Annotated in this window: 22 protein-coding genes and 1 pseudogene; 17 read left to right on the top strand and 6 right to left on the bottom strand. The window is 35.9% G+C overall.

What is annotated here, in order from left to right:
- The 5 genes from glmS to IE051_RS11635 all read left to right on the top strand — a co-directional run bounded on the left by glmS (window position 1) and on the right by IE051_RS11635 (window position 8471).
- A complete protein-coding gene (gene glmS / locus IE051_RS11655) occupies window positions 1-1854 on the top strand; it encodes a glutamine--fructose-6-phosphate transaminase (isomerizing) (protein WP_189360974.1) in 1854 nt (617 codons plus the stop codon).
- Window positions 1855-2065: 211 nt separating this feature from the next.
- On the top strand, window positions 2066-4816 hold the full coding sequence (locus IE051_RS11650) for a TonB-dependent receptor (protein WP_189360973.1): 2751 nt from the start codon (window positions 2066-2068) through the stop codon (window positions 4814-4816).
- 14 nt (window positions 4817-4830) lie between these two features.
- Entirely contained in the window at window positions 4831-6423 is a 1593-nt protein-coding gene (locus IE051_RS11645; RefSeq protein WP_189360972.1) for an SGNH/GDSL hydrolase family protein, read from the top strand.
- Window positions 6424-6590: 167 nt separating this feature from the next.
- Window positions 6591-8099: a F0F1 ATP synthase subunit beta gene (atpD, locus tag IE051_RS11640; RefSeq protein WP_189360971.1), complete on the top strand. Its 1509-nt coding sequence runs from the start codon at window positions 6591-6593 to the stop codon at window positions 8097-8099.
- A gap of 75 nt (window positions 8100-8174) precedes the next feature.
- Entirely contained in the window at window positions 8175-8471 is a 297-nt protein-coding gene (locus IE051_RS11635; RefSeq protein WP_189360970.1) for a F0F1 ATP synthase subunit delta/epsilon, read from the top strand.
- A 69-nt stretch (window positions 8472-8540) separates the two neighbouring features.
- On the opposite strand, the gene IE051_RS11630 is transcribed toward IE051_RS11635, so the two are convergent.
- From IE051_RS11630 to IE051_RS11610, 5 genes are all read right to left on the bottom strand, one after another.
- The gene (locus IE051_RS11630) at window positions 8541-8984 is read right to left on the bottom strand and encodes a LexA family protein (protein ID WP_189360969.1); all 444 of its coding nucleotides are present in this window, start codon (window positions 8982-8984) and stop codon (window positions 8541-8543) included.
- Between the two features lie 76 nt (window positions 8985-9060).
- Window positions 9061-9519, bottom strand: coding sequence for a DUF3157 family protein (locus tag IE051_RS11625; protein ID WP_189360968.1), 459 nt, complete (start codon window positions 9517-9519; stop codon window positions 9061-9063).
- 40 nt (window positions 9520-9559) lie between these two features.
- Entirely contained in the window at window positions 9560-9766 is a 207-nt protein-coding gene (locus IE051_RS11620; protein ID WP_189360967.1) for a helix-turn-helix domain-containing protein, read from the bottom strand.
- A 3-nt stretch (window positions 9767-9769) separates the two neighbouring features.
- The gene (locus IE051_RS11615) at window positions 9770-10294 is read right to left on the bottom strand and encodes a DUF2975 domain-containing protein (protein ID WP_189360966.1); all 525 of its coding nucleotides are present in this window, start codon (window positions 10292-10294) and stop codon (window positions 9770-9772) included.
- A 2-nt stretch (window positions 10295-10296) separates the two neighbouring features.
- Window positions 10297-10824, bottom strand: a complete 528-nt coding sequence (locus IE051_RS11610) for a DUF2975 domain-containing protein (protein ID WP_189360965.1) — start codon at window positions 10822-10824, stop codon at window positions 10297-10299.
- Window positions 10825-10938: 114 nt separating this feature from the next.
- Between IE051_RS11610 and IE051_RS11605 the strand changes: the two genes are divergently transcribed.
- From IE051_RS11605 to IE051_RS11555, 11 genes are all read left to right on the top strand, one after another.
- Entirely contained in the window at window positions 10939-12090 is a 1152-nt protein-coding gene (locus IE051_RS11605) for an aminotransferase class I/II-fold pyridoxal phosphate-dependent enzyme (protein WP_189360964.1), read from the top strand.
- 12 nt (window positions 12091-12102) lie between these two features.
- Window positions 12103-12483, top strand: a complete 381-nt coding sequence (locus IE051_RS11600; RefSeq protein ID WP_189360963.1) for a putative signal transducing protein — start codon at window positions 12103-12105, stop codon at window positions 12481-12483.
- Entirely contained in the window at window positions 12480-13088 is a 609-nt protein-coding gene (gene bioD / locus IE051_RS11595; protein ID WP_189360962.1) for a dethiobiotin synthase, read from the top strand. Before IE051_RS11600 ends, bioD begins: the two co-directional genes overlap by 4 nt.
- A gap of 36 nt (window positions 13089-13124) precedes the next feature.
- Complete coding sequence (locus IE051_RS11590) at window positions 13125-13403, top strand: GIY-YIG nuclease family protein (RefSeq protein ID WP_189360961.1); 279 nt, start codon at window positions 13125-13127, stop codon at window positions 13401-13403.
- A gap of 62 nt (window positions 13404-13465) precedes the next feature.
- Window positions 13466-14731, top strand: a complete 1266-nt coding sequence (gene bioA / locus IE051_RS11585) for an adenosylmethionine--8-amino-7-oxononanoate transaminase (protein WP_189361314.1) — start codon at window positions 13466-13468, stop codon at window positions 14729-14731.
- 115 nt (window positions 14732-14846) lie between these two features.
- Window positions 14847-16001 carry a beta-ketoacyl synthase N-terminal-like domain-containing protein gene (locus IE051_RS11580; protein WP_189360960.1) on the top strand — a complete coding sequence of 385 codons (1155 nt, stop codon included), beginning with the start codon at window positions 14847-14849 and terminating at the stop codon, window positions 15999-16001.
- Between the two features lie 115 nt (window positions 16002-16116).
- On the top strand, window positions 16117-16686 hold the full coding sequence (locus tag IE051_RS11575; protein ID WP_189360959.1) for a hypothetical protein: 570 nt from the start codon (window positions 16117-16119) through the stop codon (window positions 16684-16686).
- Window positions 16687-16734: 48 nt separating this feature from the next.
- Window positions 16735-18336 (top strand): flotillin family protein, encoded by a 1602-nt coding sequence (locus IE051_RS11570; protein ID WP_189361312.1) that lies wholly within the window; start codon window positions 16735-16737, stop codon window positions 18334-18336.
- Window positions 18337-18393: 57 nt separating this feature from the next.
- On the top strand, window positions 18394-19488 hold the full coding sequence (bioB, locus tag IE051_RS11565; RefSeq protein WP_189360958.1) for a biotin synthase BioB: 1095 nt from the start codon (window positions 18394-18396) through the stop codon (window positions 19486-19488).
- Window positions 19489-19590: 102 nt separating this feature from the next.
- Window positions 19591-20451, top strand: a complete 861-nt coding sequence (locus IE051_RS11560; protein WP_189360957.1) for a cupin-like domain-containing protein — start codon at window positions 19591-19593, stop codon at window positions 20449-20451.
- A 62-nt stretch (window positions 20452-20513) separates the two neighbouring features.
- On the top strand, window positions 20514-21005 hold the full coding sequence (locus tag IE051_RS11555; RefSeq protein ID WP_189360956.1) for a DUF6646 family protein: 492 nt from the start codon (window positions 20514-20516) through the stop codon (window positions 21003-21005).
- Window positions 21006-21076: 71 nt separating this feature from the next.
- Here the strand turns inward: IE051_RS11555 and IE051_RS11550 are convergent, their stop codons facing one another.
- On the bottom strand, window positions 21077-21550 hold the full coding sequence (locus tag IE051_RS11550; RefSeq protein WP_189360955.1) for a regulatory protein RecX: 474 nt from the start codon (window positions 21548-21550) through the stop codon (window positions 21077-21079).
- A gap of 81 nt (window positions 21551-21631) precedes the next feature.
- On the opposite strand from IE051_RS11550, the pseudogene IE051_RS18790 reads away from it, so the two are divergent.
- Window positions 21632-24679 (top strand): annotated as a pseudogene (locus IE051_RS18790) (RemA C-terminal-like gliding motility protein).
- The last annotated feature ends 29 nt before the right edge of the window (window positions 24680-24708 follow it).

Genomic DNA, 24708 nt, shown 5'->3' with positions numbered 1-24708 from the left:
ATGTGTGGAATTGTTGGATATATAGGACCAAGAGAAGCCTACCCTATTGTTGTTGAAGGCTTAAAGCGCTTAGAGTATAGAGGTTACGACAGTGCAGGAATTGCCTTATTTGATGGCACTGAGCTTAAAGTAGCCAAAACAAAGGGTAAGGTAGCAGATTTAGAAGATCGAGCTTCCAAAGAAATTACCAGACATGGAAATGTAGGGATTGGGCATACAAGATGGGCAACACACGGTGTCCCTAATGATGTCAACTCTCATCCTCATGTTTCAAATTCAGGAGAATTAGTAATTATTCATAATGGTATTATTGAAAATTATGAGTCCTTAAAACAAGAATTAATCACAAGGGGCTATTCTTTTCAATCTGATACAGATACTGAAGTTTTAATTAATCTGATTGAAGATGTTAAAAAGCAGGAAAATGTAAAATTGGGTAAGGCCGTTCAAATAGCATTAAATCAAGTCATTGGTGCTTATGCTATAGCTGTTTTTGATAAAAACAAACCTGAAGAGGTTGTGGTAGCAAGATTAGGTAGTCCCTTGGCGATAGGTATTGGTGAAAATGAAGATGAGTTCTTTATTGCTAGTGACGCTTCTCCTTTTATAGAATACACTAAAAATGCAGTCTATTTAGAAGACGAAGAAATGGCCGTTATACGATTTCATAAAGGCATTAAAATAAGAAAAATCAAGGATGACTCCTTGGTTGACACATATGTTCAAGAACTTCAAATTAATTTAGAACAAATAGAAAAAGGTGGTTATGATCATTTCATGCTTAAAGAAATCCATGAACAGCCAAAAGCTATAACTGATACATACAGAGGCCGATTATTAACAAACGAAGCCATTATTAAAATGGCGGGTATTGAGGATAACATGAAAAAGTTTCTTAATGCCGATAGAATAATTATCGTAGCTTGCGGTACATCATGGCATGCAGGTTTGGTAGCAGAATATATATTTGAAAATTTAGCTAGAGTTCCTGTTGAAGTTGAATATGCTTCCGAATTTAGATACCGTAATCCGGTTATTACAGAAAAAGACGTGCTTATTGCCATCTCTCAATCGGGAGAAACAGCCGACACATTGGCTGCCATAAAACTTGCTAAATCAAAAGGCGCATTTATTTTTGGAGTTTGTAATGTTGTTGGTTCCTCTATTGCGAGAGAATCAGACGCAGGAGCCTACACCCATGCAGGGCCGGAAATAGGCGTTGCTTCAACAAAGGCATTTACTACTCAAATTACTGTTTTAACTTTAATAGCTTTAAGACTTGCAAGAGCTAAAGGGACTATTAGTAGTTCTGATTTCCGAACACATCTTCTGGAGTTAGAAATGATTCCGAAAAAAGTAGAAAAGGCGCTACAATCTGACGGTCTAATACAAACCATTTCTGAAGTCTACAAAAACGCTAGTAACTTTCTTTATTTGGGAAGAGGGTACAATTTCCCGGTGGCCTTAGAAGGCGCACTCAAATTAAAAGAGATTTCGTATATCCATGCTGAAGGTTATCCGGCGGCGGAAATGAAACATGGTCCAATTGCTTTAATTGATGAAAACATGCCCATTGTTGTTATCGCAACAAAAAAAGGGCATTATGAGAAAGTTGTAAGTAACATACAAGAAATTAAATCAAGAAAAGGGAAAATTATAGGCGTTGTTACTGAAGGAGATACACAAGTTAAAGGTCTGGCTGATCATGTCATTGAAGTTCCAGAAACCCTAGAACTTCTATCACCCCTTTTAACAACCATCCCGCTACAGTTGCTGTCCTACCATATAGCAGTTATGTTAGATAAAAATGTAGACCAACCAAGAAACTTAGCTAAATCAGTTACCGTGGAATAATATTGCGAGTAACTTGTTTAAAAACACGAATGCCATGATTTACAAATCATGGCATTCGTGTTTTTAGCCCTTATTTTTATCTATTACATAATAAAACCATACTTTTTTTATTAAAATATACTATGCGTGCATAATTTTTTATATTTTTAGCAAAAATATGAATTGAATAATCTTACCGACCTAATTATTCAACTTAAACATCACTAATTAAATGAAAACAATTTACCCAATTTTATTGTTGCTCTTTTGTGGCCTCGCCCATTCGCAAACTACAATTACCGGGTCTGTAGTAGATGACAACCAACAACCTATTCCTGGTGCAAACATCATTGTTGTAGGAACATCAAGTGGTACAGTTACAGATTTTGACGGCAATTTTACGCTTACTTATAGCCAAAATCCGCCATTTGCTATTCAAGCAAGTAGTGTAGGATTTGAAACTGTGACCAAAGACATTACTTCAAATAACCAAACGATAGATTTTGTTCTTATTGAAGGTACTGCACTAGACGCTGTTGTAATATCCGCATCGAGAACTCCTGAGCGCATTTTTGAATCTCCTGTAACAGTAGAACGCTTAGGCCTAAAAGAAATAAAAAACACTGCATCAGCAGATTTTTATGACGGTCTAGAAAACCTAAAAGGTGTAGATGTGAACACCAACAGTTTAACATTTAAATCTGTAAACACGAGAGGTTTTGCCACATTTGCTAATAATCGCTTTATGCAACTTGTTGACGGTATGGATAACTCAACACCTGCATTGAACTTTCCTATTGGAAATTTAGTAGGTATGACAGAAACAGATGTCCTAAGTGTGGAGCTTTTACCGGGAGCATCTTCCGCGCTTTATGGCGCAAACGCCTTTAATGGTATCCTATTTATGCGAAGTAAAAATCCCTTTGATTATGAAGGCATCAGCGCATCCATTAAAAGGGGTATTACTTCTCAAGAAGCTGCAGGAGATAATGCCTACACCGACTTAAGTCTTCGCATTGCACATAAATTCAGTGATAAATTTGCCGCAAAAATTAATTTTGGTTATCTCAAAGGTACAGATTGGGCTGCAGTAAGTGAAGTTGATAAAATTGACCCAAATAGAACAAGAGCCGATTTAGATTATGACGGTATTAATATATATGGTGATGAAGTGTCTGCAAACATAAGAACAGAAGCTCCTGAAAGTGTTAAGGGCATTATTCCTGATGTTGACGTTAGTAGAACAGGTTATAATGAAAAGTATTTAACAAACTATAATGCCGAAAGCATTAAAGCAGATTGGGGGCTTTATTACCGTCCTTTTGAAGATGATTTTGAAATTGCTTATGTTGGTAAAGTGGGTACTGGATCAACGATTTATCAAGGAACTAACCGATATAATATTGCAAATTTCTTCCAACAACAGCATAAGTTAGAAATAAGAAATGATAATTTCTTTGTACGAGGCTATGTTGTAGCTGATAAAGCAGGTGATTCCTATGATATGGTATTCACAGGAATAAACATCAATAGAGCTTGGAAAAGTGATGAAGATTGGTTTAGAGAATATATTGAAACCTATGCCGGAGCCACATTAGGTGGTGCTACTGAAGAGGAAGCTCATGCTGCAGCAAGAACTCAAGCCGAATCAGGCAGATTTGAACCTGGAACTCCAGAATATCAAGCGGCTTTTGACAGAAGTATTAATGATCCAGACTTAAGTACGGGGTCAAAATTTCAAGATGCATCTAAATACTATCACTCCGATGCGAATTATAATTTCAGTCATTTAATTGATTTTGCCGAAATACAAGTAGGAGGTTCATACAGAAGATATAGCCTAAATTCATCTGGAACCATTTATACAGATTTAGATGGGCCTATTAATTACTCAGAGTTTGGTCTATATACGCAAATTCAAAAAAGTTTGGAACTTAATGAAAGTCTGGACCTGAAATTAACAGGTTCTGTACGATTTGATAAATCTGAATTTTTTGACGGCTTTTTCTCCCCAAGATTATCAGCTGGTTTAACCATTAATAGAGATCATAACATAAGAGCTTCTGTTCAAACTGGTTTTAGAAATCCAACCACACAAGATTTATTTATTGGTCTGGATGCGGGTAGAGCCATATTAATTGGTGCTGCTCCAAGTAACCTAGATCGTTATGTAAGAACTTTTGATATTAGCAATGAAGGACAAGCCATAGGGCAACCGGGTTCGGTAACTCAAACAGGACGAGTTGCTTATGAAAATTCATACAAAGCCAGTTCTGTTCAAGCATTTGGTGAATCTAAAAACCCTGGCGACTTGGAAGTAGCCAATCCTGATTTAATAAAACCAGAACAAGTATCCTCTATTGAAGTTGGATATAGAGGTAAGTTTAGCGGCATTATAGTTGATTTAAGTGCCTATTACAATAGTTACAAGGATTTCATCTCCCAAGAGGTGGTAATATCTCCTTTTTACGGAACTGCAGGAGATGGTGGTCTTTCTATTGCTGCAATAGCAAATGATGATTATCAAGCTTGGAGCACATACACCAATTCACCAGCCGATGTTAACTCGTATGGCGCATCCATTGGTTTATCTACCAAAATATTTGGAAATTTTGACTTAGGCGGAAGTTATACTTATGCCAAATTAGATTTTGATCGTCAAAGATTTCCAGATTTCACGACAAATTTCAACACGCCTGAACATAAATTTAAAGCTTCGTTTGGGAATACAGATTTGTTTAAAAACTTCGGATTTAATGTCGCCTATAGATTTAGTGATGACTATTTTTGGGAAGCTACATTTGGTAATGGATTGGTTCCAGAGTTCCATGTTGTTGATGCTCAAATTAACCTAAGGGTACCTAGTTTTAAATCTTCATTTAAGGCAGGTGCTACCAATTTACTTGGTGAAGAATATTTTACTGCATTTGGAACGGGTAACATCGGATCAATGTTCTATCTCTCTTGGACAATTAACAATTAATAAAAAAGAACATCATGAGTACAAAATATATAATTATTCTATTCATCTTAATAGGTTTTACTTCATGCAATTCACCTGAAGATGTATTAAGAGATAATAACGTGCCTATTGAAGAAGAAATTCAGTTACCAGCACTCATTGCGGGAGAAGCTGATTTTTCCAAATTTGTATCAGTAGGAAATTCATTAACCTCAGGACTTTCTGATGGCACTGTTTTTCTGGCAGCTCAAAAAATGTCATTTCCAAAAATTTTATCAGAAAAATTTGGTTTAGTTGGCGGAGGAGATTTCACGCAACCCTTAGTAAATGACAACTATGGCGGCTTAGCCCTTAATGGCAGTAGAATTGCAGGTCCTAGATTTGTAATAGGTGAAAATCCATGTAGCGGAGATCCAACACCTGCAGGTCTAGAAAGTGTAATAGGACCTGTTACTGTTTCCACAGATATTTTATTAAATAATCCAACAGGACCATTCAATAATATGGGGGTTCCTGGTGCTAAAAGTTATCATTTATTAGCCCCTGGATATGGTAATTTATCTAATTTACCATTAGGGTTAGCAAATCCATATTTTATAAGAATGACAGGATCTACCCCTGATGCGAGTGTTTTAGAACTGACTATGGCCCAAACGCCTTCCTTCTTTTCGTTATGGATAGGTAATAATGATGTTTTGGGTTATGCAACTTCCGGTGGCGATGGCACCAATCCTATAACTCCAGTTGATGGCCCTCCAGGCGTTGGTTTTAATCAGACCTATAGCGCTTTGATTGCCACATTAACTTCTGGGGGCGCAAAAGGTATCGTGGCTAACATACCATACGTTACAGATATTGCTCATTTCACAACTATTGCCTGGAATACGCTTGATCCAACGGATGAATGTCAAGCAGATCTTGCACCTCAAATTCCTGTTTTAAACGCGCAATTATATGGTCCTCTAAAAGCTATTTTTACGGCATTAGGAGAGCCAGATAGAATTGATTTATTAACTGCAGATGGTCCTAACCCCCTTTTAATAAATGATGAAACGGCAACGGATAGAAGAGCTGAAATTGCTGCTGCGCTAACACCTGTTTTAGGAGCACCTACGGCAGGGGCTTTTGGGGTCATTTTTGGAAAAGCTAGACAAGCTACTGCCGATGATCTGGTGGTATTATCTGCTGGTGGAGTTATTGCTCAAACACAGCCTGGAGTACCTGCCCCCGTAAATGTTAATGGGATTAGTTTTCCGTTAGCAGATAAATGGGTTTTAATACCAAGTGAAAAGGCAGAAATTAAAACCGCTGTTGATAATTTTAACGCCACTATAGAAGCTGCGGCGAATCAGGCTGGATTAGCCTTTGTAGACATGAATGCTTTATTAACGCAATTAACAAGTACTGGTATTACTTCAGATAACTTTACGTTAACATCTGGCTTAATAACAGGGGGCGCTTTTTCACTAGACGGCATTCACCTAACATCTAGAGGTTATGCATTAGTAGCTAATGAGTTTATGAAAGCCATAGATATTACATATAGTTCTAATTTTGAAGCTTCAGGAAATTTAGTAGATATAGGGACGTATCCAACCAATTACTCTCCGTTATTACCTGCTAAATAATATAACGATATATTTAAACGAAAAGGCCTTCAAATTGAAGGTCTTTTTTTATTCCAAAAAAGCTAGAAAAAAGAACTTTCATTTTCAATTAAAAAATATATCTTTGCAGCGCGAAAACAAAAAGAGTTTTCACGCAATTAAGTCGCATAATATTAAACACATAAGTAATGTCTAAAGTTACAGGAAAAGTTGCACAAATAGTAGGACCAGTAATCGATGTTGAATTCGCTGCTGGATCAGAACTTCCAAAAATTTACGATTCATTAGAAATTAAAAGACCTGATGGCTCTTTATTAGTACTAGAAGTACAATCTCATATTGGTGAAGATACAGTTCGTACTATCGCCATGGATTCTTCTGATGGTTTGAGTAGAGGAACTGAAGTTACTGCAACTGGAGCTCCAATACAAATGCCAATTGGTGGTGATGTTTATGGTCGTTTATTTAATGTAATTGGAGATGCTATTGATGGATTAGGTGATTTACCTAAAGCTGGCGATGCTGGCTTACCAATTCACAGACAAGCTCCAAAATTTGAAGACTTATCTACATCAACTGAAGTTTTATATACAGGTATTAAAGTTATTGATTTAATTGAGCCTTATGCAAAAGGTGGTAAAATTGGATTATTTGGTGGTGCTGGTGTTGGAAAAACAGTATTAATTCAAGAGTTGATTAATAATATAGCAAAAGGTCACGGTGGTTTATCAGTATTTGCAGGTGTAGGAGAAAGAACTCGTGAAGGAAATGACCTTTTAAGAGAAATGTTAGAATCTGGCATTATCAAGTATGGTGAAGATTTTATGCACTCTATGGAAGATGGCGGATGGGATTTATCTAAAGTTGATAAAGCTGGAATGAAAGAATCTAAAGCCACGTTTGTATTCGGACAAATGAATGAGCCTCCTGGAGCACGTGCACGTGTTGCCTTATCAGGTTTAACTATTGCTGAATATTTCCGTGATGGTGCTGGAGAAGGACAAGGGAAAGATGTATTATTCTTTGTAGATAACATCTTCCGTTTTACACAAGCTGGATCAGAGGTATCTGCACTACTTGGACGTATGCCTTCTGCGGTAGGTTATCAACCAACCTTAGCAACTGAGATGGGTGCGATGCAAGAGCGTATTACTTCAACTAAAAGAGGTTCTATTACATCTGTACAAGCGGTATATGTACCTGCAGATGATTTAACTGACCCTGCTCCTGCTACAACCTTTGCTCACTTAGATGCAACAACAGTATTATCTCGTAAAATTGCAGAATTAGGTATCTATCCTGCGGTGGATCCATTAGATTCTACTTCAAGAATTTTAACTGCTGATATTTTAGGAAACGAACATTACGCATGTGCGCAACGTGTTAAAGAGTTATTACAACGTTATAAAGAGTTACAAGATATTATTGCCATTCTTGGTATGGAAGAATTATCTGAAGAAGATAAAATGGCAGTAGGTAGAGCTAGACGTGTACAACGTTTTCTATCTCAACCGTTCCACGTAGCAGAGCAATTTACTGGTATCCCAGGTGTATTGGTTGATATTAAAGAAACCATTAAAGGATTTAATATGATTATGGACGGTGAATTAGATCACTTACCAGAAGCAGCATTTAACCTTAAAGGAACCATTGAAGAAGCTGTTGAAGCTGGAGAGAAAATGTTAGCTGAAGCTTAAAAAGTGTTAACAGCTATTAGTTTATGGTTATTTTGATATCACTATAAACTAATACAAATAACTAATATCAAGAATATGTATTTAGAAATTGTATCACCTGAAGCTACATTATTTACAAGTTCAGAAGTTGACTCAGTAACTGTTCCAGGAACTGATGGTGAATTTCAAATGTTGAATAATCACGCTCCTATTGTTTCAACACTAACTGCTGGAAAAGTAAAAATTAGAGTACATACTGAGAGTCATTTAGATTATGATCAGTTACACCCTGAAGTAAAACCTCATATGGTGGATAACAAAGTGCTATTAGTTGATATAAAATCAGGTACACTGGAAATGAAGGATAACAAGGTTATAATACTAGCCGACTAGTATTATTTCTTAGAGATAAAAAAAACGCGAAATCATTGATTTCGCGTTTTTTTTTATCTCTAAATCAGGTTAAACCTTTTTTATTACATTAGTAACAATACCCCAAACAACAAAATCATTGTCTTCCGTAACTCTAATAATTGGATAGTTCGGATTTTCAGGTTGTAACCATATTTCATCCTTATCCACTCTTAAACGTTTCACTGTAAACTCACCATCTAAAAAACAAACGGCTATTTTGTTATTGGCTGGTGCTAAACTCCTATCAATGACAAGCAAATCATTATCATCTAACCCTGCGCCAATCATTGACTGTCCGCTTACTCGCGCATAAAACGTAGTTTCCTTGTTCCTAACCAGTTCTTTATCCAACGAAAGATGCTGTTGCTCCTCAAAATCTTCAGTAGGTGACGGAAACCCCGCTGAAATCCCTGTATCAAAAAACAGGGCACCAAGACTTTCGGTAAACTGCGGTTGAAAAATATTTAGTGCATTTGATTTGTGTGCTATCATTTAAATATACTTTGGTACTAAATATAGTAAAGTTTAATCAAAAAATAGAAACTAAAAGAAGATTGTATGCGGCTCTCTAAAACAACTTACCTTTTTTCATAATTTTAGTACCTATGCGTTTATAAGCCACTCTACTTCCATTGGCACATAAAGTGTAGGATCCTTTTTCTTTCTGTTCTTTATAAGAAATCAACAAAACATCTTCTTCATTACAATTATAATCCTTAGCTACCTTTTTCTTAACATACTTCATGGTAGCACGACCCTTTTTTAACTGTGACTGAACTTTACTATTCAACTTTGGCTCTTCAAAATCTGGAGCAAGGTCACAAGTATTTGATGCCACAGGCAAAGTTGCAGCAACCAATGTAGAATCTGCAGTCTTTGCAGCAGGAATTTCTAAATCAATGTATTCCCAAGTGTAATCTGCCTTTAATAACACACGACGTCCATCCTCAGTTTTCACAATATAATTGTTTTGAGCCAAACCAATAAACGACACAAAAAAGAACAAAATAATAAAAGGGGTTTTCATAGCGAACGTGTAAAATTTAAATCATTTCAAAAATACAATTTTAATCTTCAACATATTCCAAAATATCAGCAGGTTGACAATCTAAAGCTTTACAAATGGCCTCCAAAGTAGAAAACCGGACCGCCTTAGCCTTACCAGATTTTAAAATAGATATATTCGCCGTGGTTATACCAATAATTTCAGCTAGCTCTTTGCTTTTCATGTTTCGCTTTGTAAGCATAATGTCTAGGTTAACAATTATTGACATGGGCTATATGGTTAAATCGTTTTCCTCTTCGGTATGTTTTGCTCGTTTAAAAATTTCTGCTAAAATATAAAATGCTAAACCTACTGGTATTAAAAAGGTAAATTCTCCTTTAAGTTCATTAAAAAAGTTAAACGTAGATCCTCCAATTGCCGCCAATAGAAACCTTAATACTAAAACACTAATGGTATACCAAATAAAGATATTTCCAATCTTTTTAAAATAATTAATATTCTTATCACAAAAATAATTTCCATTTTCAATCTCTTTCAAAATAGATAAAAAATATGAAAACCCATAAATAAGATAACCTCTCCAAAAAAACAAGCCAGCGTTAATAGCATAATAACTCCATTGGATAGCATTTTTTGAGGTAAACCAAGGATCATTTTTATTCGCTGTTTTTGCCCAATTTTGAAAATCTTTGAATTGATCAAAATCAAACTCACGCATATCATTTAGTAATATTGAAACAGCCGATAACAAAAGCACCCAAGTTATAACAATTAAAATAGTAGTATTGTGCTTCATGGCTATATGGTTAAATCGTTTTCTTCTTGAACATACTTCCCTTTTTTCAAAACATCCAAGTATAAATAGATTAGAAAAGCTATTACTACATGAGCAAATACAATAAAATAATCATCTTCTAAACGGACAGGAATACCTCTTACCAAAAATGATACGCTGAATCCTAAGATATAAATTAACGGTACGAGATTTAATATCATAAAAAACCGCATTCGTTTTAAAGACTTACTTTCAAAAACCTTTTTTTCGATAAATACTTTTAAAAATTCCTTGAAGGCATAAAAGTATATGGTATAATAAGACATAGCACTCCACATGATTAGAACACCATAGTTAAAAGGTACATTTATATTTAGCCCTATGAAAGGGACATGTACTTTACCGCGATTCTCAACAACCTCTACAAACGGAATTTGAATTCCAAATTTTAATTCTAAAAACGAAAGTATGGAAAACAAGAATACAAACAGAAGCACTGCAGCTATGAAATAAAATAAAATTAACGCTGTAAAATAAGCTAGTTTTTTCATTTTATTATTGTTTAACAGTAACAAAAGTATATAAAATTATTGATAAACAATAATTTTAATTAAAAATATTTTAAACCATAAAATCAGGGAAGCATTATTTATATTTGTTTTTAGATGAAAGACTTCCCTAAAAAACTAAATCAAAAATTAGATGCGCGTAAAGCGAATAATGCCTTACGTAAACTAAGAACACCAGATGATTTAATAGATTTTTCATCAAATGATTATTTAGGATTTTCTATAAACGAAACCATTTTTAACAACGCCCATACCTTTTTAATTGAACAAAATATAAAGCAGAATGGTTCCACAGGTTCCAGGTTGCTTTCAGGAAATCACACATTATATAATTACCTTGAACGTGATATTAGTAAATTTCACAATAGCGAATCTGCTTTAATTTTTAATTCAGGTTACGATGCCAATATTGGCTTCTTTTCATCGGTTCCTCAACGTGGAGACATTATACTCTACGATGAATTTATCCATGCCTCCATAAGAGATGGTATTAAAATAAGTAACGCTAAGGCCTACAAGTTTAAGCATAACAATCTTGCAGACTTAGAACAAAAGTATAAGATGGAGCGTAATCGAAGTCCTCTTGATTCTCAAATTTATGTTGTTACAGAATCTGTTTTTTCAATGGACGGAGATTCTCCAGATGTAACAGGTATAGCCAACATTTGTAAAACTTATAATGCTCTTCTTGTTGTAGATGAAGCCCATGCCATTGGTGTTTATGGAGATATCGGTGCCGGTATAATTCAGGATTTAAAACTTGAACACGACATTTTTGCGCGTATTATAACTTTTGGAAAAGCTATGGGATGTCATGGCGCAGCCATTTTAGGAAGCTCAAAACTAAAGCAATACCTTATTAACTTTTCGCGGAGTTTTATATACACCACGGCTTTACCCCCGCATAGTTTAGCAACAATACATTCAGCCTACAAGATGTTAACGAATACCGAAAGCAGAAACAAACTGTATGAAAATATTACTTGTTTTAAAGCTGAAATAGTAAATAATAATCTTGAGCATATTTTTATTGAATCAAACTCAGCCATACATTGTTGTATTATTTCTGGTAATGATAACGTAAAATCCATCTCACAACAGCTTCAGGATAGTGGTTTTGATGTAAAACCCATATTATCTCCTACAGTTCCTAAAGACGAAGAACGTTTGCGTTTTTGTTTACATGCCTATAATTCTGAAAAAGAAATCTCGGAAGTCTTAGGTCTGTTGGCTACCTTTGTCCATTAAATTGAAAATGTGATGAATGATAATTTTATTGTTTTAGCTGTTTTTGAGTATTCCACTGAAGCTCAAATTACCAAATCAAAGTTAGACTCAGAGCACATCAACACCATGTTAGCTGATGAAAAAACAATAGACACTGACCCATTACTCAGTCAGGCTATAGGCGGTGTGAAGCTATTAGTTCATAAACATGATTTAGAAAGAGCCACTGAAATATATAATGAGATTCGGCGCTACCGCAAAACTGAAAACGGGCAAGATATTCATTGTCCTAATTGCAATTCAAACCATATTTTAATGGCGCCACCGGATAGAAAGAATATTTTATATATGTTATTTCCTTTTTTTGAAAAGTCAAAGCATATCTGTAATGATTGTCAAACTATTTTTAAATGAGCACCTATTTTATTACTGGAATTTCAACCGATGTTGGTAAAACCATTGCATCTGCAATAGTAACCGAGGCCCTACAAGCCGATTATTGGAAACCTGTTCAAGCCGGAGAATTAGACCATTGCGATACAAAAAAGGTAAAACAGCTAATATCCAATACTAAGTCAACATTTTACCCCAATGCGTATGCCTTAAAAACACCCATGAGTCCGCATGCTGCTGCAGATATTGATGGTATTAAAATTAATATTAAAGCGATTAAGTCCCCAAAAACAGAGAATCATTTGGTCATTGAAGGGGCTGGTGGATTGTATGTCCCGCTTAATGATAAAAACACTATTTTCGATTTAATTAAACCAGACTATAAAGTTATTGTGGTCTCACGCCATTATTTAGGAAGCATCAATCACACCCTTTTAACTATAAACGCTTTAAAAGCAAAAGGCTTTGAAGTTGCCCTAATTTTTAGTGGTAACGCGCATCAATCAACTGAAGATATTATTATTGAAATGACCCAAGTTCCGGTAATTGGGAGAATCGATGAAGAGCCTTATTTTGATCAAAATGTGGTTAAAGAATATGCCAAATTGTTTAAAGATAAATTGTAACGTCACACTGAACTTGTTTCAGGGTCCCATCAAATTATGAAAACAAGTTATATTTACATATTAACCAATAAATATAGAACAACATTTTATATTGGTGTTACAGCTAACCTTTCTAAAAGGCTTGCAGAACATTATGATGGAACTGCTTCAAAGTTTACAAAGAAGTATCAACTTAAAGACTTAATCTATTTTGAAACATTTTCAGATGTCCATCAAGCTATTGCAAGAGAAAAGCAATTGAAGAATTGGCATAAAGCATGGAAATTAAACTTAATTAAAACTGTAAACCCAACTTTAAAAACTTTGGAATATTAATTTCTATTTTAATATTAAAAATCAAAATAATGAGATGCTGAAACAAGTTCAGCATGACGCCTATGAATCTAAAACAACGAGACAAAAAACACCTCTGGCATCCGTTAAAACAGCACCAACTAAACCCAGAAAGCTTAGCCATTGTAAAAGCAAAAGGCTGCATACTTACGGATGAAAATGGCAACGAATATATAGACGCCATTGCCTCTTGGTACACTTGCATGTATGGACACTGTAACGACTATATTATAGACGCCACTCACAAGCAAATGCAACAGCTCGACCAAGTTATGTTTAGTGATTTTACCCATGAACCTGCTATAAAGTTATCTGAAGCGTTAATCAACATACTTCCCAAAAATCAAAATAAAATTTATTTTAATGATAACGGCTCAACAGCAGTAGAATCAGGCATTAAAATGGCCCTTCAATATTATTTTAACAAAAAAGACAAACGCTCAACATTTATAGCCTTTGAAAACGGCTTCCATGGTGACACATTTGGAGCCATGAGCGTCTCTGGATTATCTGTTTACAATGGCCCGTTTGAAGAGTTTTTAATTGATGTACAACGCATTCCAACACCAAACGGATCCAACACACAAAACATTTTAAAACAATTGGAGGATTATATTTCTAATCACCATATTGCTGGTTTTATTTATGAACCTTTAATTCAAGGTGCTGCTGGAATGAAAACTCATGACGCCGATGGACTTAATTCTATTTTAGAATATTGTAAAAATCATGATATTCTTACTATTGCAGACGAGGTGATGACTGGGTTTGGTAAAACCGGAAAATATTTTGCTTCTGATTATATAGACACTAAGCCAGATATTATTTGCCTTAGCAAAGCCCTAACAGCAGGTCTAATTCCTATGGCCATCACATCTTGCACCCAAGATATTTACAATGCATTTTTAAGCAATGATATGGCAAAAGGGTTTTTCCATTGCCACACGTATTCTGGAAACCCCGTAGCATGTGCAGCTGCCATTGCAGGTATTGAGCTGCTTATTTCAGAAGAAATTCAAAATAATATTAAAAACATAAGTAGCAACCATAAGGCATTCCTAAAACGCATAAAAAACCACTCTAAAATAAAAACCACAAGACATATAGGTGTTATTTTAGCCATTGATCTTAATACTAAAATGGAACGTTATGGCAGTCTAAGAGATAAACTTTTAACATTTTTCATGGATAGAGGCGTCTTTTTAAGACCGCTCGGTAATACCATTTACATACAAGTACCTTATGTGATTTCTAATGCTGAATTACAGCAAGTCTATCAAGCAATTGAAGACGTATTAGAAATAGTTTAGAGTCTTAGCATAAAGGTCAAGACACCGCCTTTTTTTATTTTTTTGAAAATTAAAATGGGTGCCGCTTCTATCACTGAGGCATAAGCATTACTTTTGCCAAAAGCTTTTAAAAACCTTGCAGAATATTATTTCAATAACAGCCATTGGCTCTATATCTTCTTTAGGGAAATCATCTACTGAAGTTTGGAAAAGCTACCTAAACAATTCGCATCACATTACTACAAAAGAGGTTTTAGGAAAAGAGTTACTTGTATCTAAAATTTCTGATGAAGTAAAACAAGACATTGAACAATTAAGGCTATCTGATAGCAAATACAAATCATTAGACAACTCCGTTCTATACGCTATTTATACATCGAGGGAAGCTATAAAACAAGCAAACTGGGATGGTTCAGACAATTTTGGAATCAATATTGGATCTTCAAGAGGAGCCACTGAACTTTTTGAAACCTATTATGATTCATTCATAAAAAATAATAAAGCCGAAACCTTAAGTTCTCCAACCACCACATTAGGCAACATTTCTTCTTGGGTGGCACACGATTTACAGACCCAAGGTCCTGAAATCAGTCATTCTATAACGTGTTCTACAGCCTTACATAGCATGTTAAATGGTATTGCTTGGATTAATTCCGGCATGTGTGATAAATTTTTGGTTGGCGGAAGTGAAGCACCACTTACAGCTTTTACCATTGCCCAAATGCAAGCTTTAAAAATATATTCAAAGCGTACAGACCACTACCCGTGTCGTGCATTGGATTTTAAAAAAACTGAAAACACCATGGTATTGGGCGAAGGCGCTGCAATGGTTTGTTTAGAAAAAGGATGGCAAGACCATGCCCTTGCTAGCATTGTTGGCATTGGATATGCCACAGAACTATTAAAACACAATATCTCTATTTCTAGTGATGCGCAGTGCTTTCAGCGCTCCATGAAAATGGCCTTAGGGGATATCAACCCCGATGAAGTCGATGTTATTGTCATGCATGCACCAGGTACAATAAAAGGTGATCTTTCAGAATTTAAGGCCATTGAAAAAATATTTTGTAACAAAACTCCTTTTTTAACTACCAATAAGTGGAAGATAGGTCACACCTTTGGAGCCTCGGGAACGCTAAACATTGAACTCGCGGTATTGATGCTTCAGCATCAAACCTGTATAGGTGTCCCTTATATAGACAACCCTAAACCACCAAAAAAAATAAAAAACGTCTTAGTTAATGCTGTAGGCTTTGGTGGCAATGCCGTTTCTATATTACTTTCAATTTAACATTGTAAGATTATACAAAAAGCCTTACATTTATTTTTCAAATATTTCTTGAATCTACGCCCTAGCTATCATCAAATATTTACCCGTTTATTTAATTATTTTAATTTTTAATACTATGGAGTGGTACTCGAGTTTAGAACTTTTCCCAAAGATATTTTGGAGCATTGCTTTATTGGGGTCGGTAATATTTGTTTTTATTATCATGACCACATTTATAGGAGGCGACTCTGCTGATTTAGATACTGACGCCGAAATAGAAACCGATACGGGCATTGGTTTTCAATTTATCACATTCAAAAATTTGGTTGGCTTTTTCACCCTTTTTGGCTGGAGTGGTATTGCATGCATAGATGCCGGTTTATCAAAACCATTAACCATCATTATTGCCTTAATCGCTGGTTTAATTATGATGGCCATAATGGCAGGCATGTTTTATTATATGAATAAACTAAACCATAGTGGTACTTTAAATTACAAAAACGCGATAGGCGGCGTAGGCGAAGTATACCTAACTATAGGGGCTAACAGATCAAGCATTGGAAAAGCCCATATCCGCATTCAAGGCGCTTTAAGAGAACTTGAAGCTTTAACAGATGCCCAAGTCGATTTAAAATCAGGAACTGTAATTTCGGTAACATCTGTAACCGATAATGGTATTTTAATTGTAGAACAACTTAACAAGTAACATATGTATTTAACATTTTCTTTACAAGCCTTTAATCTAGGCTTGCCCATGGCTATTATTGCCGCTATCTTTTTTGTTTTTGTCTTTTTCATCATTTTAATAAGACGTTACAAACGCTGTCCGTCAGATCGCATTTTAGTGGTTTATGGTAAAGTTGGTGGTGGACAATCGGCCAAATGTATCCATGGTGGTGCGGCCTTTATATTACCAGTAATCCAAGATTATGAATTTCTAGATTTAACACCTATATCTATTGAAGTTAATCTCATAAACGCGCTATCCAAACAAAATATTCGTGTTAATGTGCCCTCTCGTTTTACTATTGGTATTTCTACCGAACCAGGTATTATGCAAAATGCTGCTGAACGGTTATTAGGCTTAGGACAAAATGAAATTCAAGAGTTGGCTCAAGAAATTATTTTTGGTCAGTTACGTTTGGTGGTGGCTTCAATGGATATTGAAGAGATCAACTCAGATAGGGACAAATTTTTAACCAATATTTCAAAGAGTGTTGAATCTGAACTTAAAAAAGTTGGATTAAAGCTAATTAACGTAAACATTACAGATATTGTTGATGAATCCGGATATATTGAAGCTTTAGGAAAAGAAGCTGCTGCTCATGCCATAAATGCAGCACGTAAATCGGTAGCTGAAAAAACTAGGGACGGTTCTATTGGTGAAGCTAATGCGGTACAAGATGAAAGAACTCAAGTTGCCGAATTAAACGCCAAAGCTAAAATTGGTGAGGCTAATGCTATGCAAAATGAAAGAACTCAAGTAGCCGCAGCCAATGCTCAAGCTAAAATTGGAGAAGCTAATGCGAATCAAAATGAGCGCATACAAACCGCAAGTGCAGTCGCCTTAGCCAAAATTGGTGAAGCTGAAGCATTAAAAGAAGAAAGAATAAAAACATCAGAAGCTAATGCCCGAGCGATTGATGGAGAAAATATTGCAAAAATTTCTATTGCTGAATCCGATGCTCAACGTAGAGAACGTGAAGCTGAAGCAGAAAAACGTGCTATTGCATCTGAAAAAGTTCAGGCTGCAAAAGCTTTAGAAGAAGCCTATGCAGCTGAGAGAGAAGCAGAGGAAGCTAGAGCAGAAAGAGAACGCTCTTCGCAATTGGCTGACATTATTGTGCCTGCTGAAATTGACAAGCGTAAAGTAGAAATAGATGCGGAAGCTGAAGCTGAAAACATACGTAGAATAGCTAAAGGTGAAGCTGATGCTATCCTATTGAAAGCCCAAGCTGAGGCTGAAGGCCTATATGAAGTATTAACAAAACAAGCAGCTGGTTTAGATCAAATTGTAAAAGCTGCAGGTAATGACTCTAAAGATGCTGTATTATTACTTATTGCAGACAAGTTACCAGAGTTAGTGAAAACTCAGGCTGAAGCCATTAAAAACATAAAAATTGACAAGGTGACTGTTTGGGAAAATGGTGGCTCAAAAGACGGCAAGTCTTCTACAGCCAATTTCTTATCTGGTATGTATAAATCTGTTCCGCCATTACAAGACATGTTCAATATGGCAGGTATGACATTACCGGAATATCTGAGTGGAAAAGAAGTTGAAGCAGAAACAGTAGAAACAAAGCCAAAAACTAGCCCTCCCAAAAAGGATGTTGATAATTCTAAAGGTAAAGAATAAGATTAAAATTCCGCTTTTACAGCGGAATTTTCTACTTTTACAACCTTATTCAAAATTATGAGCGCGACTAGACACAACTGGACCAAAGAAGAAATTCTTGAGATATATAACAAACCATTTATGGAGTTACTTTATGAAGCGGCAACGGTTCACAGAGTAAATCACGATCCAAATGTGGTTCAAGTAAGCACCTTACTATCTATTAAAACGGGAGGTTGTTCTGAAGATTGTGGCTATTGCCCACAGGCCGCACGATATCATACCGATATTGAAGGGAATGATTTAATGTCTGTTCAGCAGGTAAAAGCACAAGCTTTACGTGCAAAATCGACAGGTAGTTCTCGTGTTTGTATGGGAGCAGCTTGGCGAAATGTTAAAGACGGTGAAGAGTTTGATCAAGTTCTTGAAATGGTGCGTACCATTAATAAATTAGAGATGGAAGTTTGCTGTACATTGGGTATGGTTACAGAAAATCAAGCGCAACGTTTAGCCGAAGCTGGTTTATACGCTTACAATCATAATTTAGATTCTTCGGAAGAATATTATAAAGAAGTCATCTCCACTAGAGGATATCAAGACCGTTTAGACACCATAGATAATGTGCGTAAAACCAATGTCACTGTGTGTAGCGGTGGTATTATAGGCATGGGTGAAAACATTGAAGACAGGGCAGGTATGTTAGTAGCTCTTTCTACATTAAACCCACAGCCCGAATCGACTCCTATTAATGCTTTGGTAGCGGTTGAAGGCACCCCTCTTGAAGATCAAAAACCAGTATCGATTTGGGATATGGTACGTATGGTAGCAACAACTAGAATTGTGATGCCGGAAACTCAAGTACGCTTAAGTGCTGGTAGAACACAGATGACTAGAGAAGGTCAAGCCATGTGTTTCTTTGCTGGAGCGAACTCTATTTTTGCAGGTGATAAACTTTTAACCACACCTAACCCAGATGTGAATGAGGATATGAAAATGTTTGAGGAACTTGGTTTAAACCCACAAAAACCTTTTACTAAAAAGGTGCAACCACAAACTGTTGAAGCCCAAAATTCTGAATATCAATCATTAGGTGAAAAGCCAAAATGGACTAGACCAGATCATACCATTGAGCGTAATGAAGCTGCAAAGGTTAAAGCCAAAGCTTTAAAATAGTTTAAGCGATATAACAATTACAAAATACACCTTCATTTATATCATGAGGGTGTTTTTTGTTTTATAACGTTTTTTTAACTTTGAAGTCAAAACTATCACGCTTTGTCATTAAACTTACAAGACATTCCAAGAGTAAAAACCATTACCAAGGAAGATTTCTTAAAGCACTATTTTAAACCACAAAAACCTGTGGTCATAGAGCAGGTCATAAAAGATTGGCCGGCTTACAGCAAATGGAATTTAGACTATATGAAAAAAATGGGAGGTGATTTAACAATCCCCCTCTATGACGATAGACCAGTAGACTACAAAGATGGGTTTAATGAGCCCCATGCTAAAATGAAGCTAAAAGACTATATAGATCTTTTAAAACGCGAACCCACTAAATACCGTATTTTTTTGTGGAATGCGCTGAAAGAGATCCCTGCGCTTCAAAAGGATTTTACGTTTCCCGATTTTGGATTACGACTTATGAAAGGCATGCCCATGCTTTTTTTTGGTGGACAAGATTCACATACCTTCATGCATTATGATATTGATTTGGCAAATATTTTTCATTTTCATTTTGAGGGTAAAAAGCAATGCATCCTATTTGATCAAGACCAGAACGATTTTTTATACAAAATACCACACTCTCTAATCACTAGAGAAGACATTGACTTTAAAAATCCTGATTTTGAAAAATGGCCCTTATTAAAAAAAGCTAAGGGATACAAAACCGAACTTAATCACGGTGAGGTGCTTTACATGCCTGAAGGCTACTGGCACTATATGCGTTATATTACACCTGGATTTTCAATGAGTTTACGAGCCATAGCAAGAAATCCAAAAAACTTTGGTAAAGCCGTCTATAATGTTTTCATTATGCGCAGTTTTGATAATATCATGCGTAGAATTAAAGGACAGCAGTGGATAGATTGGAAAAACGACCAAGCTATAATGCGCACGCATAAGCATTTGTAATATTTGGCTTGATATTCATGAACTTATAATATCTTTGCCTGTTCATACAACAAACTCAAATCATGAAAAAACTACTTTTTATAGCCATACTTTTAAGTATTACTATAGTCAATTCTCAAGCTTTTATTGGCAAAGGAGATAACAAATTTCAATTAGGTGTTAATTTACAAAATAATGCTACCGGTATAAATGCCAGTTATGACTTTGGTATTGGGGAGAATATATCCTTAGGTATTTCATCATCTTACGCTTTAGGCGTTAACGATATTATTAATGCTGAATTCATAGACCGCTTTGACGTAAGAGGTCGGTTTAATGCCAACTTAGGAAATGTGATTAATATTGATGATAATTTCGATTTATATCCTGGATTAAGTTTAGGTCTTAGAAATTTTGGTGGGCATCTTGGTGTTCGATATTTTTTTAGTTCTGGCTTTGGTCTTTTCACTGAATTTAATACACCTATAGCAAAATACAAATCTGGGACGTTAACACCTGCTGAAGAACTAAACAATCAATTTACAGTAAATATAGGTGCTTCGTTTAACTTATAAGACAATGTAATATTGTAAAAAAGCCCTGTTATACATATAACAGGGCTTTTTTATTGGGTGCACTAGTTAATTTACTTAATGAGTTCTTGCGCCTTATCATATACCAAATGAGACTCCCAACCACGATATAAAAAATAATCTATAAACTTTTTGCGCTTTTTATATACCTGTGTTTCCTTTATGGTCTCAACTCTTTTTTCAGCAAGTTGATTAAAAACCTCCAAATATTCTATATCATCAATTTCAGCTAGCCCCTTATTGATATTATACACTGAAATATCTCTTTTCTTTAATTCTAGAGTTAGCCGCCGCCTTCCCCAGTGCTTTATTCTAAACTTTCCACTCACAAAAACTTGAGCAAAACGTGTTTCATTAAGGTAATTATGCTCTAAAAGATGCACAATAATTACATCTATAGCTTCTGGAATCATAGCCATGGCTATTAACTTTTGACGCACCTCTTGATGACAGCGTTCTTGATAGGCACAATAGTGTTCTAATTTTTTTGTAGCCTCTTTTACCGTGTATGTTTTTTTTGTAATCATTGGATTACAAAAAATAAAAACCTATCTTTATCATAAGTGTATTCTGACATAGAAATCCAATTTACAGGAAATTCTGCCATTATGAAAAAAATAACTTCATTTATATTCTCAATGTTAACTTTTGGTCTTGGGTTTGGGCAAACTAGTCTTGGAGCCGGTGAGCTTGCAATAACAGGAGTAAATTCAGGAATTGAAGGAGATTCTAGCGATGCCTTCTCTTTTGTATTATTAACTGATGTAGAAGATGGCACCATTATTAATTTTACAGATACGGGCTGGCTAGCCAGCGGCAGATTTTATAATGTTAGCACAGATGGCGCCCTACTTAGTGAAGGTATGATAACCTGGACAGCTAGCAGTTCTTTAAACTGTGGTACAGAGATTATTATTACAGATACTGGTAGCAATAATTGGTCCGTATCACCAGCCGTTGGTACAGCCCTTGAATCAGATCAAGGTTTTACGCTTTCACGGTCAGGCGACCAAATTATCGCCTTTCAAGGCACTACATTAGTTCCTGAATTCCTATTTGCGCTTCATTTTGCCAACGGCTCTAATTGGACTGATGCCGTCAACACTAACCAGAGCGCCTTACCAACAGGCTTAACTGACGGCATCAATGCCGTTCATATTTCTAGGGATAATATTGTTTATAATTATAACATTTTAGGCAACACCAATTTGATTTTAGCAGCTCTTGTTAATCCTAATGAATGGCTTGGTAGCAGTAGTAACTATCAAACCTTAGGCATTCCAGGAGGAGGAGTTTTTACTTGTGACACCACCATACTAGAAGAAGGTGACCTCGCCATAACGGGCGTCAATACAACTGATTCTGACCAATTCTCTTTTATTCTGTTGACTGATATATTGCGTGGGACTGAAATTAATTTTACCGATAAAAGTTGGGATACCACAGGTACTTTTATTCTTGACAGTTCAAATGATCCTGTGCCAGAAGGTATTGTAAAATGGACTGCTACCAGCGATTTAAATTGTGGTACAGAGATTATTATTACAGGAGCTGGTGGTAATATATGGTCTGCAACACTTGGGGAAGCCGTTGAATCAGAAGATGGCTTTCTATTTAATGAAACTGGCGGCGATCAAATTATTGCGTTTCAAAGCAACATATGGACCCCGCAATTAAAATATGCGCTTCATTTTGGTAATAGCAATGGATGGACTGATGCTGTAGACAATAAAAATAGCGCCGTGCCAGCAGGCTTAACTAACGGTATTAATGCCGTAGCTTTTAATAAAGACAACTGTATTTATAATTATAGCGTTACCAGCAATCAGTCTTTAATCCTAGCGGCAACCGTTGATCCCTTAAATTGGACTGGTGACGATACCATACGTCAAACATTAGGTATCTCAAGCGGTTCTATTTCCTGTACAACGCCCAATACTTGTTTTAGCACAACAATTTGGAATGGTTCTTCATGGTCTAATGGGGATCCCGATATGAGTAAGCATATTAAAATTTCCTCAAACTACAGTACAAGTATTAATAGTTTAATGGCCTGTAGTTTGACTGTAGACTACGGATTTACTCTCACTGTTGAAAATGGAACATTTCTCGCCATACAAAACGATGCGGTCATAAATGGCACATTAATGGTTGAGCATCAAGGTAACTTTGTACAAAATAATTCAAACGGCACGATCACCTTAGGCCCGTCAGGATCCTGTGTTTTAAACAAAACAACCCCATTAAAACCAAATTATTATTACTATACCTATTGGAGCTCTCCCGTTGTTAATGAAACTATTGGAAACGTATTTCCATTGGTTGGGGCCGATAGACGTTATCGTTTTAATGCTCAAAATTATTTAGATAACGCCCCCACAGACGATGTTGATGACAACAATAATGACTGGGAAATTGCAGTTGCTGAAGACACCATGGTACCTGGTGTTGGTTAAGCTGTAACAGCTGAAAAATCAGGCATATTCCCTCGGCAAGATAACATTTCATTTGAAGGCAAGTTCAATACCGGTGATGTGCAAATCGATATTACTTTTGACCCCACTAATTTGGGTATGAAATGGAATTTTATTGGCAACCCTTATCCGTCGGCAATAGATTTTGTGGCCTTTCAACTCGCTAATTCAGCGATTATAGATGGTGCCGCTTACTTTTGGTCACAAGCCACGCCTCCATCAGAAGATGCCCCAGGTAACTCAAAATTAAACTTAAGTCAAAATGATTATGCTGTTTTTACCATTGGTACTGGCGGCGTGGCTGGTGGAGGACCAGATACACCAAATGGGTATATTGCCAGTGGGCAAGGTTTTTTTATTCCTGCCATTAACAGAGGGACAGCTACGTTTACCAATGCCATACGCATGGCAGATAACACCAGTAATAATAAGTTTTTTAAGCAATCACGTTCAAAATCATTAAACGCCCCTAACCCTTTAGAAAACAAACTTTGGGTGAATTTAACTTCTGATAACGGCGTGTTTCAACAAATATTAGTAGGCTACGTTGATGGCGCTACTAATGGCAATGATGGCCTATCCTATGATGCGCCAAAAGTACTACAGCCTAATTTTGCTGCTGCACTATATAGCCACATAGAAAACGATAACACTAAGTATGTCATTCAGGGAAAAGACCCTCAAACTTTAAGCCCAAATGAAGTTATTACACTAGGCTTTATTAACACCATGAGTAGCCCTGCCCTTTACACATTTTCTATTGACCATTTGCAGGGTGCATTCTTAAGTAGTCACAACATTTACCTCAAAGATCATGCACTGAATACCCTTCATAATTTAAGCGAATCGGGTTATAGTTTTACCTCGGCAGTAGGTGCATTTAATAATCGTTTTGAACTTGTATTTCAAGACAAGGCCCTATTCACAGCTCAAAACCATTTAAAAAACAACATGTTGCATATTATGCAACTAAATAATCAGCAAGTGCAATTCAAGACCGCTGAAAACCTTAACATAAAAACCATAGTCATTTTTGATGTTTTAGGCAGGCCCTTATATCATTTAAAAGGCCATTCCCATTCTGAGACCTATAGACTATCCCATTTAAAGCAAACGGTTTACATTATTAAAACAACGCTTTCAAATGGCGCCATAATCACCAAAAAAATGGTTAAAAACTAGTAGATTTAAAACACCAAACGGGGCATTTA

The organism is Algibacter mikhailovii (genome assembly GCF_014651495.1).
GTDB lineage: Bacteria > Bacteroidota > Bacteroidia > Flavobacteriales > Flavobacteriaceae > Algibacter_E > Algibacter_E mikhailovii.
The sequence above is the reverse complement of the archived record's forward strand: the minus strand, read 5'-3'. Positions and strand labels throughout refer to the sequence as shown.

What these genes read in the sequence shown, in the direction of transcription:
- glmS (WP_189360974.1), top strand. Translation starts at nt 1, where the DNA reads ATGTGTGGAATTGTTGGATATATAGGACCAAGAGAAGCCTACCCTATT.
- IE051_RS11650 (WP_189360973.1), top strand. Translation starts at nt 2,066, where the DNA reads ATGAAAACAATTTACCCAATTTTATTGTTGCTCTTTTGTGGCCTCGCC.
- IE051_RS11645 (WP_189360972.1), top strand. Translation starts at nt 4,831, where the DNA reads ATGAGTACAAAATATATAATTATTCTATTCATCTTAATAGGTTTTACT.
- atpD (WP_189360971.1), top strand. Translation starts at nt 6,591, where the DNA reads ATGTCTAAAGTTACAGGAAAAGTTGCACAAATAGTAGGACCAGTAATC.
- IE051_RS11635 (WP_189360970.1), top strand. Translation starts at nt 8,175, where the DNA reads ATGTATTTAGAAATTGTATCACCTGAAGCTACATTATTTACAAGTTCA.
- IE051_RS11630 (WP_189360969.1), bottom strand. Translation starts at nt 8,984, where the DNA reads ATGATAGCACACAAATCAAATGCACTAAATATTTTTCAACCGCAGTTT.
- IE051_RS11625 (WP_189360968.1), bottom strand. Translation starts at nt 9,519, where the DNA reads ATGAAAACCCCTTTTATTATTTTGTTCTTTTTTGTGTCGTTTATTGGT.
- IE051_RS11620 (WP_189360967.1), bottom strand. Translation starts at nt 9,766, where the DNA reads ATGTCAATAATTGTTAACCTAGACATTATGCTTACAAAGCGAAACATG.
- IE051_RS11615 (WP_189360966.1), bottom strand. Translation starts at nt 10,294, where the DNA reads ATGAAGCACAATACTACTATTTTAATTGTTATAACTTGGGTGCTTTTG.
- IE051_RS11610 (WP_189360965.1), bottom strand. Translation starts at nt 10,824, where the DNA reads ATGAAAAAACTAGCTTATTTTACAGCGTTAATTTTATTTTATTTCATA.
- IE051_RS11605 (WP_189360964.1), top strand. Translation starts at nt 10,939, where the DNA reads ATGAAAGACTTCCCTAAAAAACTAAATCAAAAATTAGATGCGCGTAAA.
- IE051_RS11600 (WP_189360963.1), top strand. Translation starts at nt 12,103, where the DNA reads ATGAATGATAATTTTATTGTTTTAGCTGTTTTTGAGTATTCCACTGAA.
- bioD (WP_189360962.1), top strand. Translation starts at nt 12,480, where the DNA reads ATGAGCACCTATTTTATTACTGGAATTTCAACCGATGTTGGTAAAACC.
- IE051_RS11590 (WP_189360961.1), top strand. Translation starts at nt 13,125, where the DNA reads ATGAAAACAAGTTATATTTACATATTAACCAATAAATATAGAACAACA.
- bioA (WP_189361314.1), top strand. Translation starts at nt 13,466, where the DNA reads ATGAATCTAAAACAACGAGACAAAAAACACCTCTGGCATCCGTTAAAA.
- IE051_RS11575 (WP_189360959.1), top strand. Translation starts at nt 16,117, where the DNA reads ATGGAGTGGTACTCGAGTTTAGAACTTTTCCCAAAGATATTTTGGAGC.
- IE051_RS11570 (WP_189361312.1), top strand. Translation starts at nt 16,735, where the DNA reads ATGGCTATTATTGCCGCTATCTTTTTTGTTTTTGTCTTTTTCATCATT.
- bioB (WP_189360958.1), top strand. Translation starts at nt 18,394, where the DNA reads ATGAGCGCGACTAGACACAACTGGACCAAAGAAGAAATTCTTGAGATA.
- IE051_RS11555 (WP_189360956.1), top strand. Translation starts at nt 20,514, where the DNA reads ATGAAAAAACTACTTTTTATAGCCATACTTTTAAGTATTACTATAGTC.
- IE051_RS11550 (WP_189360955.1), bottom strand. Translation starts at nt 21,550, where the DNA reads ATGATTACAAAAAAAACATACACGGTAAAAGAGGCTACAAAAAAATTA.